Origin of the sequence: Alteribacter populi, from assembly GCF_002352765.1 — a bacterium.
Taxonomy (GTDB): Bacteria; Bacillota; Bacilli; order Bacillales; family Salisediminibacteriaceae; genus Alteribacter; species Alteribacter populi.
The window spans coordinates 3,129,102-3,142,853 of the sequence record NZ_KZ293963.1; the positions used below are offsets into that span (position 1 = coordinate 3,129,102).

General features: G+C 43.6%; 24 protein-coding genes. All 24 read left to right on the forward strand.

Annotated elements, in window-relative coordinates:
- The first annotated feature begins 36 nt into the window (after window positions 1–36).
- The 24 genes from rplN (at window position 37) to truA (ending at window position 13,631) form a co-directional block, all read left to right on the forward strand.
- The gene (rplN, locus tag CDZ94_RS14410) at window positions 37–405 is read left to right on the forward strand and encodes a 50S ribosomal protein L14 (RefSeq protein ID WP_096438185.1); all 369 of its coding nucleotides are present in this window, start codon (window positions 37–39) and stop codon (window positions 403–405) included.
- Between the two features lie 55 nt (window positions 406–460).
- Entirely contained in the window at window positions 461–772 is a 312-nt protein-coding gene (rplX, locus tag CDZ94_RS14415; RefSeq protein ID WP_096440878.1) for a 50S ribosomal protein L24, read from the forward strand.
- 29 nt (window positions 773–801) lie between these two features.
- On the forward strand, window positions 802–1,341 hold the full coding sequence (rplE, locus tag CDZ94_RS14420) for a 50S ribosomal protein L5 (protein WP_096438187.1): 540 nt from the start codon (window positions 802–804) through the stop codon (window positions 1,339–1,341).
- Between the two features lie 27 nt (window positions 1,342–1,368).
- Window positions 1,369–1,554, forward strand: coding sequence for a type Z 30S ribosomal protein S14 (locus CDZ94_RS14425; RefSeq protein ID WP_096438189.1), 186 nt, complete (start codon window positions 1,369–1,371; stop codon window positions 1,552–1,554).
- Window positions 1,555–1,581: 27 nt separating this feature from the next.
- Entirely contained in the window at window positions 1,582–1,980 is a 399-nt protein-coding gene (gene rpsH / locus CDZ94_RS14430) for a 30S ribosomal protein S8 (protein WP_096438191.1), read from the forward strand.
- Window positions 1,981–2,008: 28 nt separating this feature from the next.
- Complete coding sequence (gene rplF / locus CDZ94_RS14435) at window positions 2,009–2,545, forward strand: 50S ribosomal protein L6 (RefSeq protein ID WP_096438193.1); 537 nt, start codon at window positions 2,009–2,011, stop codon at window positions 2,543–2,545.
- Between the two features lie 33 nt (window positions 2,546–2,578).
- Window positions 2,579–2,941: a 50S ribosomal protein L18 gene (gene rplR, locus CDZ94_RS14440; RefSeq protein ID WP_096438195.1), complete on the forward strand. Its 363-nt coding sequence runs from the start codon at window positions 2,579–2,581 to the stop codon at window positions 2,939–2,941.
- Window positions 2,942–2,966: 25 nt separating this feature from the next.
- Window positions 2,967–3,464 carry a 30S ribosomal protein S5 gene (rpsE, locus tag CDZ94_RS14445; RefSeq protein WP_096438197.1) on the forward strand — a complete coding sequence of 166 codons (498 nt, stop codon included), beginning with the start codon at window positions 2,967–2,969 and terminating at the stop codon, window positions 3,462–3,464.
- A 13-nt stretch (window positions 3,465–3,477) separates the two neighbouring features.
- Complete coding sequence (rpmD, locus tag CDZ94_RS14450) at window positions 3,478–3,666, forward strand: 50S ribosomal protein L30 (protein WP_096438199.1); 189 nt, start codon at window positions 3,478–3,480, stop codon at window positions 3,664–3,666.
- A 31-nt stretch (window positions 3,667–3,697) separates the two neighbouring features.
- Entirely contained in the window at window positions 3,698–4,138 is a 441-nt protein-coding gene (gene rplO / locus CDZ94_RS14455; RefSeq protein WP_096438201.1) for a 50S ribosomal protein L15, read from the forward strand.
- Window positions 4,138–5,430, forward strand: coding sequence for a preprotein translocase subunit SecY (gene secY / locus CDZ94_RS14460; RefSeq protein WP_096438203.1), 1,293 nt, complete (start codon window positions 4,138–4,140; stop codon window positions 5,428–5,430). The genes rplO and secY overlap by 1 nt, the downstream gene beginning before the upstream one ends.
- Window positions 5,431–5,500: 70 nt before the next feature.
- Complete coding sequence (locus CDZ94_RS14465; protein ID WP_096438205.1) at window positions 5,501–6,154, forward strand: adenylate kinase; 654 nt, start codon at window positions 5,501–5,503, stop codon at window positions 6,152–6,154.
- The gene (gene map, locus CDZ94_RS14470) at window positions 6,151–6,897 is read left to right on the forward strand and encodes a type I methionyl aminopeptidase (RefSeq protein WP_096438207.1); all 747 of its coding nucleotides are present in this window, start codon (window positions 6,151–6,153) and stop codon (window positions 6,895–6,897) included. The genes CDZ94_RS14465 and map overlap by 4 nt, the downstream gene beginning before the upstream one ends.
- A gap of 97 nt (window positions 6,898–6,994) precedes the next feature.
- Entirely contained in the window at window positions 6,995–7,297 is a 303-nt protein-coding gene (locus tag CDZ94_RS14475; RefSeq protein WP_096438209.1) for a KOW domain-containing RNA-binding protein, read from the forward strand.
- Between the two features lie 4 nt (window positions 7,298–7,301).
- Window positions 7,302–7,520, forward strand: coding sequence for a translation initiation factor IF-1 (infA, locus tag CDZ94_RS14480; protein WP_010896341.1), 219 nt, complete (start codon window positions 7,302–7,304; stop codon window positions 7,518–7,520).
- 48 nt (window positions 7,521–7,568) lie between these two features.
- A complete protein-coding gene (gene rpmJ, locus CDZ94_RS14485) occupies window positions 7,569–7,682 on the forward strand; it encodes a 50S ribosomal protein L36 (RefSeq protein ID WP_003322638.1) in 114 nt (37 codons plus the stop codon).
- 21 nt (window positions 7,683–7,703) lie between these two features.
- Window positions 7,704–8,069, forward strand: a complete 366-nt coding sequence (gene rpsM, locus CDZ94_RS14490; RefSeq protein WP_096438211.1) for a 30S ribosomal protein S13 — start codon at window positions 7,704–7,706, stop codon at window positions 8,067–8,069.
- Window positions 8,070–8,087: 18 nt separating this feature from the next.
- Window positions 8,088–8,480 carry a 30S ribosomal protein S11 gene (rpsK, locus tag CDZ94_RS14495; protein ID WP_096438213.1) on the forward strand — a complete coding sequence of 131 codons (393 nt, stop codon included), beginning with the start codon at window positions 8,088–8,090 and terminating at the stop codon, window positions 8,478–8,480.
- A gap of 182 nt (window positions 8,481–8,662) precedes the next feature.
- Window positions 8,663–9,607, forward strand: a complete 945-nt coding sequence (locus CDZ94_RS14500; RefSeq protein ID WP_096438215.1) for a DNA-directed RNA polymerase subunit alpha — start codon at window positions 8,663–8,665, stop codon at window positions 9,605–9,607.
- An 80-nt stretch (window positions 9,608–9,687) separates the two neighbouring features.
- The gene (gene rplQ, locus CDZ94_RS14505) at window positions 9,688–10,050 is read left to right on the forward strand and encodes a 50S ribosomal protein L17 (protein ID WP_096438217.1); all 363 of its coding nucleotides are present in this window, start codon (window positions 9,688–9,690) and stop codon (window positions 10,048–10,050) included.
- A 275-nt stretch (window positions 10,051–10,325) separates the two neighbouring features.
- A complete protein-coding gene (locus CDZ94_RS14510; protein WP_096438219.1) occupies window positions 10,326–11,174 on the forward strand; it encodes an energy-coupling factor transporter ATPase in 849 nt (282 codons plus the stop codon).
- Entirely contained in the window at window positions 11,156–12,034 is an 879-nt protein-coding gene (locus tag CDZ94_RS14515) for an energy-coupling factor transporter ATPase (protein WP_096438221.1), read from the forward strand. Before CDZ94_RS14510 ends, CDZ94_RS14515 begins: the two co-directional genes overlap by 19 nt.
- A complete protein-coding gene (locus CDZ94_RS14520) occupies window positions 12,027–12,824 on the forward strand; it encodes an energy-coupling factor transporter transmembrane component T family protein (RefSeq protein WP_096438224.1) in 798 nt (265 codons plus the stop codon). Before CDZ94_RS14515 ends, CDZ94_RS14520 begins: the two co-directional genes overlap by 8 nt.
- 21 nt (window positions 12,825–12,845) lie before the next feature.
- Window positions 12,846–13,631 carry a tRNA pseudouridine(38-40) synthase TruA gene (gene truA, locus CDZ94_RS14525; protein ID WP_096438226.1) on the forward strand — a complete coding sequence of 262 codons (786 nt, stop codon included), beginning with the start codon at window positions 12,846–12,848 and terminating at the stop codon, window positions 13,629–13,631.
- Window positions 13,632–13,752: the final 121 nt, after the last annotated feature.

The window sequence follows — 13,752 nt, forward strand, 5'->3', positions numbered from 1 at the left end:
TGACGTTTGCTTACCTGAAGGGAGGTAAATTGATCCATGATCCAACAAGAAAGTCGTTTAAAAGTAGCTGATAACTCAGGTGCTCGTGAAGTTCAATGTATCAAAGTTCTAGGTGGTTCCGGACGTAAAGTAGCGAACATCGGAGACATTATCGTTTGTTCGGTAAAACAAGCAACACCTGGTGGCGTTGTCAAGAAAGGTGAAGTCGTGAAGGCGGTTATCGTTCGCTCAAAGAGTGGAGCACGTCGCCCGGACGGTTCTTACATCAAGTTTGACGAGAACGCAGCTGTTGTTGTTCGTGACGACAAGAGCCCACGCGGAACTCGTATCTTCGGACCAGTTGCCCGTGAACTTCGTGAAAATCAATTCATGAAGATCGTATCCTTGGCTCCTGAAGTGCTTTAATGATAAATGGACGGAAATTGTCTGTTAAGGAGGTGCCCTCATGTCTCAAGGGAAAATGCATGTGAAAAAAGGAGATAACGTTAAAGTAATCTCTGGTAAGGACAAAGGCAAGGAAGGACAAATCCTTGAAGCTTATCCAAGCCAAAACCGCGTCCTTGTAGAAGGAATCAACATGATCAAGAAGCATGCGAAACCTTCGCAAGCGAATCCACAAGGTGGTATTTTAAACCAGGAAGCGGCGATTCACGTATCCAACGTTATGCCGGTTGACCCTAAAACGGGCGAGCCGACACGTGTTGGTTACAAAGAAGAAAACGGTAAAAAAGTGCGTATCGCTAAGAAATCCGGCGAAGCGTTAGATAAGTAAGAAGTTTTGGTTGAAAGGAGGTTCACACAATGAGTCGTCTTAAAGAAAGATACAACGGAGAGATTGTTCCATCTCTTACAGAAAAATTTAACTACTCTTCCGTCATGGCAGTGCCAAAAATCGAGAAAATTGTTATTAACATGGGGATCGGGGATGCTGTACAGAACTCAAAAGTTCTAGACAAAGCTGTTGAAGAGCTAACTGAAATCTCTGGTCAAAAACCTGTTATTACAAAGGCGAAAAAGTCTATTGCAGGATTTAAGCTACGTGAAGGTATGCCGATCGGTGCGAAAGTTACCCTTCGCGGTCAGCGCATGTACGATTTCCTTGATAAACTAATTTCGGTTTCTTTACCGCGTGTACGTGACTTCCGCGGAATTTCAAAGAAAGCCTTTGACGGACGAGGGAACTATACATTGGGAGTTAAAGAACAATTAATTTTCCCAGAAATTGAGTATGACAAAGTCGATAAAGTTCGTGGAATGGACATCGTCATTGTTACTACAGCTGAAACGGACGAAGAAGCGCGTGAACTACTCACTCAAATGGGTATGCCGTTTCAAAAATAAGATCTCGCCGAAAAGGAGGTTTGAACCTTGGCAAAGAAATCAATGATCGCTAAAGCGAAACGACCAAAGAAATTTAAAGTTCAAGAATATACACGTTGCGAACGTTGCGGACGCCCACACAGTGTCATTCGTAAATTTAAGCTGTGCCGTATCTGTTTCCGTGATCTCGCATACAAAGGTCAAATTCCGGGCGTTAAAAAAGCAAGCTGGTAATTCCGTGTAGGGAAGGAGGTAAATACGATGGTCATGACTGATCCTATTGCAGATATGCTAACTCGTATTCGTAATGCGAATACTGTACGTCACACAAGCTTGGAGCTTCCTGCTTCCAAGATCAAAAAAGAAGTTGCTGACATTTTGAAGCGTGAAGGTTTCATCCGCGACTTTGAATTTATTGAGGACAACAAGCAAGGCATCCTTCGTATTTTCCTTAAGTACGGTGTGAATAACGAACGCGTTATCACTGGACTTAAGAAAATTAGTAAACCAGGCCTGCGTGTTTATGCAAAAGCTGATGAAGTACCACGTGTACTTGGCGGTTTAGGTATCGCTGTTATTTCTTCATCAAGCGGCATCATCACTGACAAAGATGCTCGCCAAAAGCAAGTTGGCGGCGAAGTTTTAGCATACATTTGGTAATTTGAACGGAAGAATGGAGGTGTAAGGCATGTCTCGAATTGGTATCAAACCTGTTGAGATTCCATCTGGCGTAGAAGTTAAACATGAAGGTACTACCATTACGGTAAAAGGACCTAAAGGCGAACTAACTCGTACACTTCACGCAGATATGATCGTTAAACAAGAAGAGGACGGGATCGTTGTAGAACGTCCTTCTGATCATAAAGATCACCGCGCACTTCACGGCACAACTCGTAGCATCATCAGCAACATGGTTGAAGGTGTAACGAAAGGTTACGAGAAGACATTAGAACTTGTCGGTGTCGGATACCGCGCACAGAAATCTGGTAACAAACTAACCCTTAACGTTGGACTTTCTCACCCTGTAGAATTTTCACCTGAAACAGGCCTTGAGATTGATGTTCCTGAAAACACAAAAGTCATCGTTAAAGGTATTGATAAAGAACGCGTTGGAGCACTAGCTTCTAATATTCGTGCTGTAAGACCACCTGAACCTTATAAAGGCAAAGGAATTCGCTATCAAGGTGAATACGTACGCCGTAAAGAAGGTAAAACAGGTAAGTAAGGTTAAATAACGGAAAGAAAGGAATGACGTTCAATGATCACAAAGGCTGACAAGAACGTGGTACGTAAGAAACGACACGCACATGTTCGTCGTTCGATCACTGGTACTGCTGAACGTCCTCGTTTGAATGTTTTCCGTTCTAATAAGCACATTTACGCACAAGTAATTAACGACGTAGACGGCGTTACTGTTGCAAGTGCGACTAGCTTAGATAAAGAACTAAAACTAGAAAACGGCGGAAATAGCGAAGCAGCCCGTCAAATCGGCGAGCTTGTTGCGAAGCGTGCCCTTGAAAAAGGTACTGAATCTGTGGTATTTGACCGCGGCGGATACCTTTATCATGGTCGAATCCAAGAACTTGCAGATGCAGCTCGTGAAGCTGGTCTGAAGTTTTAAATAACGACAAAAGGAGGGAAATTCATTGCGTATCGACCCTAACAAACTTGAACTTGAAGAGAGAGTAGTAACTGTCAATCGTGTGGCAAAAGTGGTCAAAGGTGGTCGTCGCTTCCGCTTTGCTGCATTGGTTGTAGTTGGAGATAAAAACGGACACGTAGGCTTCGGTATGGGTAAAGCCCTTGAAGTACCTGAAGCAATCCGTAAAGGCATTGAAGATGCGAAGAAAAACTTAATCACGATCCCAATTCAAGGTACAACAATTCCACACCAAATTACTGGTGAGTATGGAGCAGGAAGTGTACTATTGAAGCCAGCTTCTGAGGGTACAGGAGTCATCGCTGGTGGTCCTGTCCGTGCGGTACTTGAACTTGGCGGTGTAGGTGATATCTTAAGTAAATCCCTAGGATCAAACAACCCGATCAACATGGTTCGTGCGACACTCCAAGGATTAGCAGATCTAAAAAGCCCGGAAGATGTAGCAAAACTTCGCGGCAAATCAGTAGAAGAGTTACTAGGTTAAGGAGGGAATTAACATGGCTAAAAAACTTGAAATTACCCTCACACGAAGCTTGATCGGACGCCCTGAAGATCAGCGCGTGACCGTTAATACACTTGGTCTTCGCAAAATGAACCACACAGTCGTTCAAGAAGACAACGCTGCTATTCGCGGAATGGTGAACAAAGTATCTCACCTTGTTACTGTTAAAGAAATCGAAGCGTAACTTGAAGATAATGAGTTGAGGAGGTGCCGACATGAAACTTCACGAACTTAAGTCCTCAGAGGGTTCTCGTCAAGTTCGCAAACGTGTTGGACGTGGGATCGCTACTGGTAACGGTAAAACAGCTGGTCGCGGTCACAAAGGACAAAACGCCCGTTCTGGTGGCGGAGTACGTCCTGGGTTTGAAGGTGGCCAAATGCCAATCTTCCGTCGTTTACCAAAACGCGGATTCACAAACCCAACACGTAAAGAGTTTGCGATTGTGAACCTTGAAACGTTAAATCGTTTCGAAGAAGGAACAGAAGTGACTCCTGAGCTATTGATCGAGTCTGGAATCGTAAGCAACGAGAAAGACGGAATCAAAGTTCTAGGAAATGGAAAGCTGGAGCACAAGCTTACAGTTAAAGCCCATAAATTCTCTGCTTCTGCAAAAGAAGCAATTGAGGCTGCCGGCGGAACAACAGAGGTGGTCTAATGTTTCAAACAATCTCCAATATTATGCGCATTGGTGATTTGAGACGCAAAGTACTGTTTACTTTGGCCATGCTAATTGTTTTCCGTATTGGGGCACATATCCCTGCACCAGGTGTTGATGCTGAAGTTTTGAACTTTCAAGATGAGATGAATGCTTTTGGTTTTCTAAATACCTTTGGTGGCGGAGCACTTGAGAATTTCTCGATCTTCGCTACAGGGATTATGCCCTACATTACAGCATCTATTATTGTGCAATTACTTCGCATGGATGTCGTTCCTAAGTTCTCTGAATGGGCGAAACAAGGTGAAGCTGGCCGACGTAAGTTAGCTCAGTTCACACGTTATGGAACGATCGTAATTGCATTCATACAAGCGTTAGGAATGTCGATCGGTTTTAACCGGATCTTCCCTGGCCTTGTACCGAATCCAAACATCCTCACGTTCTTGCTTATTGCACTCACATTAACAGCAGGTACTGCTTTCTTAATGTGGTTAGGTGAGCAAATTACGGCGAACGGAGTTGGAAACGGAATTTCGATATTAATCTTTGCTGGTATAGCTGCGGCAATACCTAATGGTGTCAATCAAATTTATACAACACAACTAGAAGATGCCGGTGAAGCATTGTTTATTAGTATCGTAACCGTACTGCTGTTGCTATTAGCTCTACTTCTCATTGTAGTAGGTGTTATCTTTGTCCAACAAGCATTACGTAAAATCCCTGTACAATATGCTAAGCGTCTTGTTTCAGGTAAACCTCAAGGCGGTCAGTCCACTCACTTACCATTAAAGGTGAACGCTGCCGGGGTTATTCCAGTAATTTTTGCAATGTCTCTGTTTATTTTCCCGCCAACTGTGGCCGGGTTTGTCGGAGATGACAATGCGATTGCTGGTTGGGTAACGAGAAACTTTGATTATACGCAGCCGTTCGGACTTGTTGTCTATGCTGCATTGATCATCGGATTCACGTATTTCTATACGTTTGTCCAAGTTAACCCAGAACAAATGGCCGATAACTTGAAAAAACAAGGCGGCTACATTCCAGGGATCCGTCCCGGAAAAACAACACAAGTTTACATTACTCGAATCCTGTATCGTCTGACATTTGTCGGTGCGCTATTCTTAGCGACTGTGGCTACCATCCCGGTCTTCTTTACAGAACTTGCAGGGTTACCGCCAGCGGTTCAAATCGGAGGTACCGGTCTGCTCATTGTTGTCGGTGTTGCACTTGATACAATGAAACAGATCGAAAGTCAAATGATCAAACGAAGCTACAAAGGTTTCATTAAATAATAAGGAAAGGGAGCAATATTATACTCCCTTTGCCTTCGATCGTGAATGATGAACGATGGAGGGATAATCGATGAATTTAATCTTAATGGGTCTTCCGGGTGCGGGAAAAGGTACACAAGCAGATAAAATTGTTGAAAAGTACGAAATTCCGCATATTTCAACCGGAGATATGTTCCGTGCAGCGATTAAAGGTGGAACGGAGCTCGGGTTGAAAGCAAAATCCTATATGGATGCTGGAAACCTCGTTCCAGATGAAGTTACTGTGGGAATTGTTCGAGAACGCTTGAGTGAAGATGATTGCAAAGGCGGATTTTTATTGGACGGCTTCCCAAGAACAGTTGCACAAGCTGAAGCATTGGAAGAAATTCTCGCTGAACTCGATCGCAAGCTAGATCACGTTGTTTACATTGAGGTTCCAGAAGATGACTTGTTTAAGCGTCTTACTGGTAGATGGATATGCCCAACTTGCGGCGCCACTTATCATGAGATCTTCAATCCGCCTAATGAAGCGGGCAAATGTGACAAAGATGGCAGCGACTTAATTCAACGAGACGACGATAAGCCTGAAACTGTCGAAAAGCGCCTAAACGTTAACTTAGAACAAACAAAGCCATTAGTAAATTTCTATGAAGATAAAGGATACCTTCGCCGTGTCGATGGTAAACAAGATATCCAATACGTCTTCGAAGCTGTAGATACACTACTGAAAGGAAGCAATCGATGATTATCTGCAAGACAGAGCGAGAACTAGAAATCATGCGTGTTGCTGGTAAAATAGTAGCGTTAACACATCAAGAGCTTCAAAAGCATATCAAGCCTGGTATTACAACAAAGGAACTGGATCACATCGCAGATAAATTTATTCGACAACATGATGCGATTCCATCTTTTAAAGGCTATAATGGATTTACTGGCAGCATTTGTGCTTCAGTGAATGAAGAATTGGTGCACGGTATTCCTGGCAATAGGGTCCTTAAAGAGGGTGACATTATCAGTATTGATATTGGTGCCATCTTTGAAGGCTATCACGGGGATTCGGCTTGGACTTATCCTGTCGGTTCGATCTCTGAAGAAGATCAAAGGCTTCTCGATGTAACAGAGGCTTCCCTCTTTAAAGGATTAGCAGAAGCAAAACCGAAAGAGAGACTGTCCAACATTTCACATGCGATTCAAACGTATGTCGAATCTCATGGATTATCTGTTGTAAGAGAGTATGTCGGTCATGGAGTAGGTCAGGATCTTCACGAAGATCCACAAATTCCTCACTTCGGACCACCGGGTAAGGGTCCGCGACTGAAAAAAGGCATGGTACTGGCGATTGAGCCGATGATCAATGCTGGTTCCAGACATGTAAAAACATTGTCTGATAACTGGACAGTCGTGACTACTGACGGAAAACGATGTGCCCATTTCGAGCACACAATCGCTATTGTTGAAACAGGATATGAAATTTTGACAAAAGCCTAATAGTGCGAGTTCAAAAAGGAGGATAAAAAAGCAGTATCCGACAGCTTTTTTCCCGGACTTTTTGAACATCCTCTAATAAAATAAAGGTGGTCATCAAATGAAAGATCCTGAAACGGTTCCGCAGCTCGGGGAGCTCGTGAGAATTGTAAAAGGTAGAGACAAAGATCAATACGCATGCATTATCGAAGTGTTAGATTCGCGTTTTGTAAGGATTGCCGATGGGGATAAACGAAAGGTAGACCGAGCAAAGAAGAAGAATATTCAACACATCGAGCGGACAGATTTCGTTTCGCCTGAAATAAAAAATAGCATTGTCGAAACGGGTCGTGTAACCAATGCAAAATTGCGATTTGCAATTTCATCATATATGAATGAAAATTTACTGAAGGAAGGAGAGTAAATTCATGGCCAAAGAAGATGTAATCGAAGTTGAAGGTACGGTGATTGAACCGTTGCCAAATGCGATGTTCCGTGTTGAACTGGAAAATGGACACAAGATTCTTGCCCACGTATCCGGTAAAATCCGTATGCACTTCATCCGTATTTTACCTGGAGATAAAGTGACCGTTGAATTATCTCCCTACGATCTAACCCGTGGTCGCATCACGTATCGTTATAAATAAGCTGATGGAAAGCGAAAGCGCACTCCGTATCACAAGGAGGTAAAGAGCATGAAGGTAAGACCATCTGTTAAGCCAATTTGCGAAAAATGCAAGGTTATTCGCCGAAAAGGTACCGTCATGGTAATCTGTGAAAACCCAAAACACAAACAAAAACAAGGTTAATCCAACAGGAGGTGTAACGTAATGGCACGTATTGCTGGAGTCGACATTCCTCGTGACAAACGAATTGTCGTATCTTTAACTTACGTTTTCGGAATCGGAAAAACAAGAGCTGCTGAAGTTCTTAAAGAAGCAGGCGTATCTGAAAACACTCGCGTTCGCGATTTAACTGAAGATGAGCTTGGCCGTATCCGTGAAGTAATGGATAGCATTAAAGTGGAAGGTGACCTTCGTCGTGAAGTGTCCCTAAACATCAAGCGACTAATCGAAATCGGTTCATACCGAGGAATTCGTCATCGTCGTGGTTTACCTGTACGCGGTCAAAAAACGAAAAACAACGCACGTACGCGTAAAGGACCTCGTCGTACCGTAGCGAACAAGAAGAAGTAAAGGAGGTAATGTACTGTTATGGCTAAAGCGAAAACGACTCGTACAAAGCGTCGTCAACGTAAGAATATTGAATCTGGAGTTGCGCACATTCGTTCCACATTCAACAACACGATCGTAACGATCACAGACCCTCATGGGAATGCAATCTCTTGGGCTAGTGCTGGCGCATTAGGCTTTAAAGGTTCACGTAAATCAACTCCTTTCGCAGCTCAAACAGCTGCTGAAACTGCTGCAAAAGCGGCGATGGAGCATGGTATGAAGGCAGTAGAAGTTTCTGTTAAAGGCCCTGGCGCTGGACGTGAAGCTGCAATTCGCTCCCTTCAAGCGACTGGTTTGGAAGTTAACATGATTAAAGACGTAACTCCAGTGCCTCACAACGGCTGCCGTCCACCAAAACGTCGTCGAGTATAATGACTGTAAAAGGTATGGATTGTCATACCTATGTCAATAATGGGTAAGAGTCATGAATAAAAGAAGACTCTTTTGGGAATATTGACGATTCAGTGAAAGGTCGGGATGTGCCCAATGAGGGATTCCGGTTTGACCTAGCATGGTCAACCGGGGTTTCGACGTTTTGAAGGAGGGTTTGTTTAATGATCGAAATCGAAAAGCCAAAAATTGAACCGGTCGAAATTAATGATGACGCATCATATGGCAAATTTGTAGTAGAACCTCTTGAAAGAGGATACGGAACGACGCTCGGAAACTCTTTACGTCGAATTCTCTTGTCCTCTCTTCCAGGTTCAGCAGTAACGAGTGTACAATTCGATACTGTTCTTCATGAGTTCTCAACGATTGAAGGCGTTACGGAAGATGTCACAGAGATTGTTTTGAATTTGAAGAAGCTCGCTCTTAAAATCTACTCCGACGATGAAAAAACGTTAGAAGTAGAAGCACAAGGCGAGGGAGTAGTAACGGCAGCTGATTTAATGCACGATAGTGATGTGGAGGTTTTAAACCCTGATCTTCATATTGCCACACTATCAAAAGGTGCAAACTTCCACTTGAAGATTACAGCTAATCGTGGACGTGGGTATGTGCCTGCGGAAGGGAATAATACAGAGGATTTACCAATTGGTGTGATTCCAATTGACTCTATTTATACGCCTGTTTCCCGAGTTAACTTTCAAGTAGAAAATACACGCGTCGGCCAAATTACCAACTATGATAAACTAACGTTGGACGTTTGGACAGACGGAAGTATTCGACCGGAAGAGGCTGTCTCCCTTGGCGCTAAGATTTTGACTGAGCACTTGAACATCTTTGTCGGTTTAACAGATCAAGCACAAAATGCCGAAATTATGGTAGAGAAAGAAGAAGACCAAAAGGAAAAAGTGCTTGAAATGACAATCGAAGAGTTGGACCTTTCTGTGCGTTCATACAACTGTTTGAAGCGTGCCGGAATTAATACCGTTCAAGAGCTTACACAGAAGTCAGAAGAAGATATGATGAAGGTCCGTAACCTAGGACGCAAATCTTTAGAAGAAGTTCAGGAGAAGCTAGGAGAACTAAGTCTTGGCTTACGCAACGAAGAGTAGTAGACGAGAAGCTTCTATTCTTAAGCACTTCCTCTTCTAATAATAGAGAACGGACAACCTTTAGAGAAGGAGGGACTCACATGGGATACAGAAAATTAGGTCGTGACAGCTCAGCGCGTAAGGCGTTGTTCCGCGACTTGGCTACTGATTTAATTATTAACGAGAGAATCGAAACTACTGAAGCGAAAGCGAAGGAGCTTCGTTCAATCGTAGATCAAATGGTTACACTTGGAAAGCGCGGTGATCTTCACGCTCGCCGTCAAGCAGCTGCTTTTGTTCGTGCTGAGTTAGCTGACGAAGAGAACGGTAAAGACGCTGTTCAAAAATTATTTGATGACATCGCTCCGCGTTATGAGGAACGTCAAGGTGGATATACACGCGTACACAAGCTTGGACCTCGCCGTGGGGATGGCGCAGAAATGGCAATCATCGAATTAGTGTAACAATCGATTTTATCGATTCTTCAAAGGGCGGGACTCAGAATCTGGCAATCGGCAGGTTCTGTTTCTATGCCCTTTTTTTGTACTTTAAGAATATTTAACTTCTCTAAAGGAATAAAGTTTAGCGCACCTAAGGCTTGGCGATAAACCAAGTTTTCTTTATCGGTTAAAAAGTACACGGTTCATTTTCTACAACAAGTAGCGAGTTCGAATCCTTTTACTTTCTTTAAATGTCATTTCACATCTACTTTAGATCGTTTTCCAAGGGGGACTAACATATGGAGCAATCTCTACATGATATTACCATCTCAAATATTAGCTTTAGGTATCGTGAAGAGGACCCTCGGGTATTAAAGGATCTTTCCCTGACTATTCGGACTTCTGAATGGGTGGCGATTGTCGGTCATAATGGCTCGGGGAAATCAACATTGGCTAAAATGATGAACGGTCTGCTCCTTCCAGAGACGGGTACCGTCCACGTGGGAGAGCTTCAAACGCAAAACTACGAACAGATACCGGCAATCCGTAAGCAAATCGGTATGGTATTTCAAAACCCGGATAACCAAATTGTCGCCCCAACCGTTCAAGATGACATTGCTTTTGCTCTTGAAAATAGTGGGGTAGAAGTAAATGAGATGAAGTCGCGGGTGCAAAAGTATATTGAAAAAGTCGGTTTATCTGGACTTGAGGATGCAGAGCCTCATAAGTTATCTGGAGGACAAAAGCAAAGAGTGGCAATTGCGGGTGCTGTTGCGCTTCAGCCACGTTTCCTCATTTTAGATGAAGCGACGTCGATGCTTGACCCTGAAGGAAAAACGGATCTTTTGAAGCTTGTAAAGCAGTTAAAAGAAAAGGAAGACGTCACTGTTGTGAGCATTACGCACGACTTGGATGAAACGCTCTTCGCCGACCGGATCGTTGTTATGAATCAAGGTGAGGTTATGGCAGAAGGAGATCCTGCTGAGATTTATGCTCATAAAGATGTAATCGAAAAAGCAGGCTTAGACCAACCGTTCATCATGGCGCTGAAAGAGGAATTGCAAAAGCACGGAGTGGACCTCCCAGAGCCGAATCGAATTTTAACAAAGAAAGCGTTGGTGGATGCCTTATGCACATTAAAACGCTGAACCTTGGCTACACATACATGAAAAACACGCCTTTTGAAAAGCAGGCTTTAAACGATGTAACGATCGACATTCCTGTTAATTCACGAGTGGCCATTGTTGGACATACGGGCTCTGGTAAGTCGACCCTAGTACAGCATTTAAACGGCTTACTCGTTCCGACTGAAGGAGAGCTGAAGGTAGGCGATCATGTGATTCGGCCCGACACGAAGCAAAAGGAATTCAGGCAACTTCGCCAAAAAGTAGGTATGGTTTTTCAATTTCCAGAGCACCAGCTTTTCGATGAAACCGTCGAAAAAGACGTCGCGTTTGGACCGATCAATTTTGGAGTGGAAAAGCAAAAAGCTCTTCGCATCGCGCGCCATGCGCTAGCGAAAGTCGGCTTAGAGGATGAAGAAATTATAACTAAATCTCCCTTTGAACTAAGCGGCGGACAAATGCGTCGGGTAGCCATTGCCGGAGTTCTCGTCAACAATCCTAATATCCTTATTTTAGACGAGCCTACTGCAGGGTTGGACCCACAAGGTAGAAAGACGATGATGAACCTTTTTTCTGATTGGCAACAGGAAAAAGAGAAGCGCTCCTACGTTCTCGTGACTCATCATATGGAGGATGCGGCGAGATTCGCTGATTATATTTACGTCATGTATAAAGGGAGGCTGGCTTTTGAAGGCACTCCTAACGATGTCTTTTCAAACCAAGAGCGATTAATGGAGTGGGGGCTCAAAGTGCCGCAAACGACACAGCTCCTATTGAAACTCCAGGATAGAGCGGGCGAGTCACTAAATGTAGCTTCGTTCGATATAGAATCGGCAGCAAGGGAAATTGTTCACTTTCTCGGAAAGGACACCCGTGATGTTTGATAATATCATTATCGGTCAGTATGTTCCACGCCAATCGGTAATCCATCGCATGGACCCAAGGGCAAAACTCATCTGTTTGTTCTTATTTATGATTGTCTTGTTTATAGGAAATAGGCCGGCAGCTTTGATCCCGGCAATTCTCTTTGTTATCGCAGCGTTACTTTTAGCACAAATTCCGATTCGTTTTTTTGCAAAAGGAATCCGGATTATTGCCATTATCATTTTTATAACTTTTATCCTACATTTATTTATGACAAGAGAAGGCGAGATTCTTTACCAGACATCTTGGTTTACCTTATACGAAGGAGCACTTTATCAAGCATCACTTGTCGCATTGCGTCTGTTTTTGCTCGTGGTGATGGCATCAATGCTGACGTTAACCACCACGCCAATTGACCTTACAGATGGTTTGGAAACATTACTCGGACCGTTAAAAAAAATCGGTGTTCCCGCCCATGAATTAGCATTAATGATGTCAATCGCATTACGATTCATTCCAACGCTGTTAGGAGAAGCAGAAAAAATCGTCAAAGCGCAGATGGCAAGAGGCGCTACCTTTACAGAAGGATCCTTATACAAACGAGCGAAAGCATTGATCCCACTCCTTATTCCATTACTTATTCAGTCGTTTAAGCGAGCAGAGGACCTGGCGACGGCTATGGAAGCACGAGGCTATGTCGGGGGTGAAGGCAGGACGAAGTATCGCGAGCTACAATGGAAAATGTCAGATAGTGTAATCTTAATTATAACCTTAAGTGTTGGTGCAATGATCTTTCTATTAAGAGCGTAAAGACAGGAAGAAGGTGTATGAATGTCACGGTTTGTTTGTAAAATTGCCTACGATGGAACCAATTTCTCCGGGTACCAAGTACAGTTAAACGGACGCACAGTTCAAGGTGAACTCGAAAAAGCCTTGAAAAAACTCCACAAAGGAAAAGCAGTGGGGATCATAGGATCGGGAAGAACCGATGCGAATGTCCATGCGGAGTCACAGGTGATTCATTTTGATTCTGAGTTAGCTATGGCCCCGGAACAATGGCAAAGAGCGTTGAATGCAATTCTCCCTAAAGAAATAGCGGTATTGGAAGTGGCAAGAGCTTGGAATGGCTTTCATGCACGCTATGATGCAGTAGGAAAAGAATATCGTTATCGCATTCTCCAGTCCCGAAACCGTGATGTTTTCAGAAGGAATTATACCTACCAACCTTTCCCGATGACTACCAAGGTCGAGGCGATGCAGCAAGCGGCAGCTTATCTTTTAGGTACACATGATTTCACAAGCTTCTGTTCTCCTCGAACAGACGTTGAGGATAAGGTGCGGACGATCTATTCCATTGACATTCGAGACGTTGGAGATGAAATTGTCTTTACCTTCAATGGCAGCGGCTTTTTATATCAAATGGTCCGGATTATGACCGGTACTCTGATGGAAATCGGTCAGGGTAAAAGAGAGGTAGAAGAGATTCAGAGGATCTTAGAGGCTAAAGATCGATTCAAAGCAGGTCACACCGCCGCTGGCCAAGGCCTTTGTCTAATGAGAGTGGATTACGAACCATCCCCGTTTTCTACCCAAAGAAATGAAGAAAACGAAGGGTGAATAATTTGGAATTAAAAAAATCCGTATAACAACGAATCCTGGTGTAACATTTTGTTGACATCAGGTATCGTATGGGTTATGATGTTATATGGTATTCTAATGCCCACTAGCCCCGGGCAGT

Bases quoted from the DNA above. Each gene is read 5' to 3' on its own strand.
- rpsK (WP_096438213.1), top strand. From the start codon at position 8,088: ATGGCTAAAGCGAAAACGACTCGTACAAAGCGTCGTCAACGTAAGAAT.
- CDZ94_RS14500 (WP_096438215.1), top strand. From the start codon at position 8,663: ATGATCGAAATCGAAAAGCCAAAAATTGAACCGGTCGAAATTAATGAT.
- rpsH (WP_096438191.1), top strand. From the start codon at position 1,582: ATGGTCATGACTGATCCTATTGCAGATATGCTAACTCGTATTCGTAAT.
- CDZ94_RS14515 (WP_096438221.1), top strand. From the start codon at position 11,156: ATGCACATTAAAACGCTGAACCTTGGCTACACATACATGAAAAACACG.
- rpsM (WP_096438211.1), top strand. From the start codon at position 7,704: ATGGCACGTATTGCTGGAGTCGACATTCCTCGTGACAAACGAATTGTC.
- rplQ (WP_096438217.1), top strand. From the start codon at position 9,688: ATGGGATACAGAAAATTAGGTCGTGACAGCTCAGCGCGTAAGGCGTTG.
- rplR (WP_096438195.1), top strand. From the start codon at position 2,579: ATGATCACAAAGGCTGACAAGAACGTGGTACGTAAGAAACGACACGCA.
- rpmJ (WP_003322638.1), top strand. From the start codon at position 7,569: ATGAAGGTAAGACCATCTGTTAAGCCAATTTGCGAAAAATGCAAGGTT.
- CDZ94_RS14510 (WP_096438219.1), top strand. From the start codon at position 10,326: ATGGAGCAATCTCTACATGATATTACCATCTCAAATATTAGCTTTAGG.
- rplE (WP_096438187.1), top strand. From the start codon at position 802: ATGAGTCGTCTTAAAGAAAGATACAACGGAGAGATTGTTCCATCTCTT.
- CDZ94_RS14475 (WP_096438209.1), top strand. From the start codon at position 6,995: ATGAAAGATCCTGAAACGGTTCCGCAGCTCGGGGAGCTCGTGAGAATT.
- rplO (WP_096438201.1), top strand. From the start codon at position 3,698: ATGAAACTTCACGAACTTAAGTCCTCAGAGGGTTCTCGTCAAGTTCGC.
- rplX (WP_096440878.1), top strand. From the start codon at position 461: ATGCATGTGAAAAAAGGAGATAACGTTAAAGTAATCTCTGGTAAGGAC.
- rpmD (WP_096438199.1), top strand. From the start codon at position 3,478: ATGGCTAAAAAACTTGAAATTACCCTCACACGAAGCTTGATCGGACGC.
- CDZ94_RS14520 (WP_096438224.1), top strand. From the start codon at position 12,027: ATGTTTGATAATATCATTATCGGTCAGTATGTTCCACGCCAATCGGTA.
- map (WP_096438207.1), top strand. From the start codon at position 6,151: ATGATTATCTGCAAGACAGAGCGAGAACTAGAAATCATGCGTGTTGCT.
- truA (WP_096438226.1), top strand. From the start codon at position 12,846: ATGTCACGGTTTGTTTGTAAAATTGCCTACGATGGAACCAATTTCTCC.
- infA (WP_010896341.1), top strand. From the start codon at position 7,302: ATGGCCAAAGAAGATGTAATCGAAGTTGAAGGTACGGTGATTGAACCG.
- secY (WP_096438203.1), top strand. From the start codon at position 4,138: ATGTTTCAAACAATCTCCAATATTATGCGCATTGGTGATTTGAGACGC.
- rplN (WP_096438185.1), top strand. From the start codon at position 37: ATGATCCAACAAGAAAGTCGTTTAAAAGTAGCTGATAACTCAGGTGCT.
- rplF (WP_096438193.1), top strand. From the start codon at position 2,009: ATGTCTCGAATTGGTATCAAACCTGTTGAGATTCCATCTGGCGTAGAA.
- CDZ94_RS14465 (WP_096438205.1), top strand. From the start codon at position 5,501: ATGAATTTAATCTTAATGGGTCTTCCGGGTGCGGGAAAAGGTACACAA.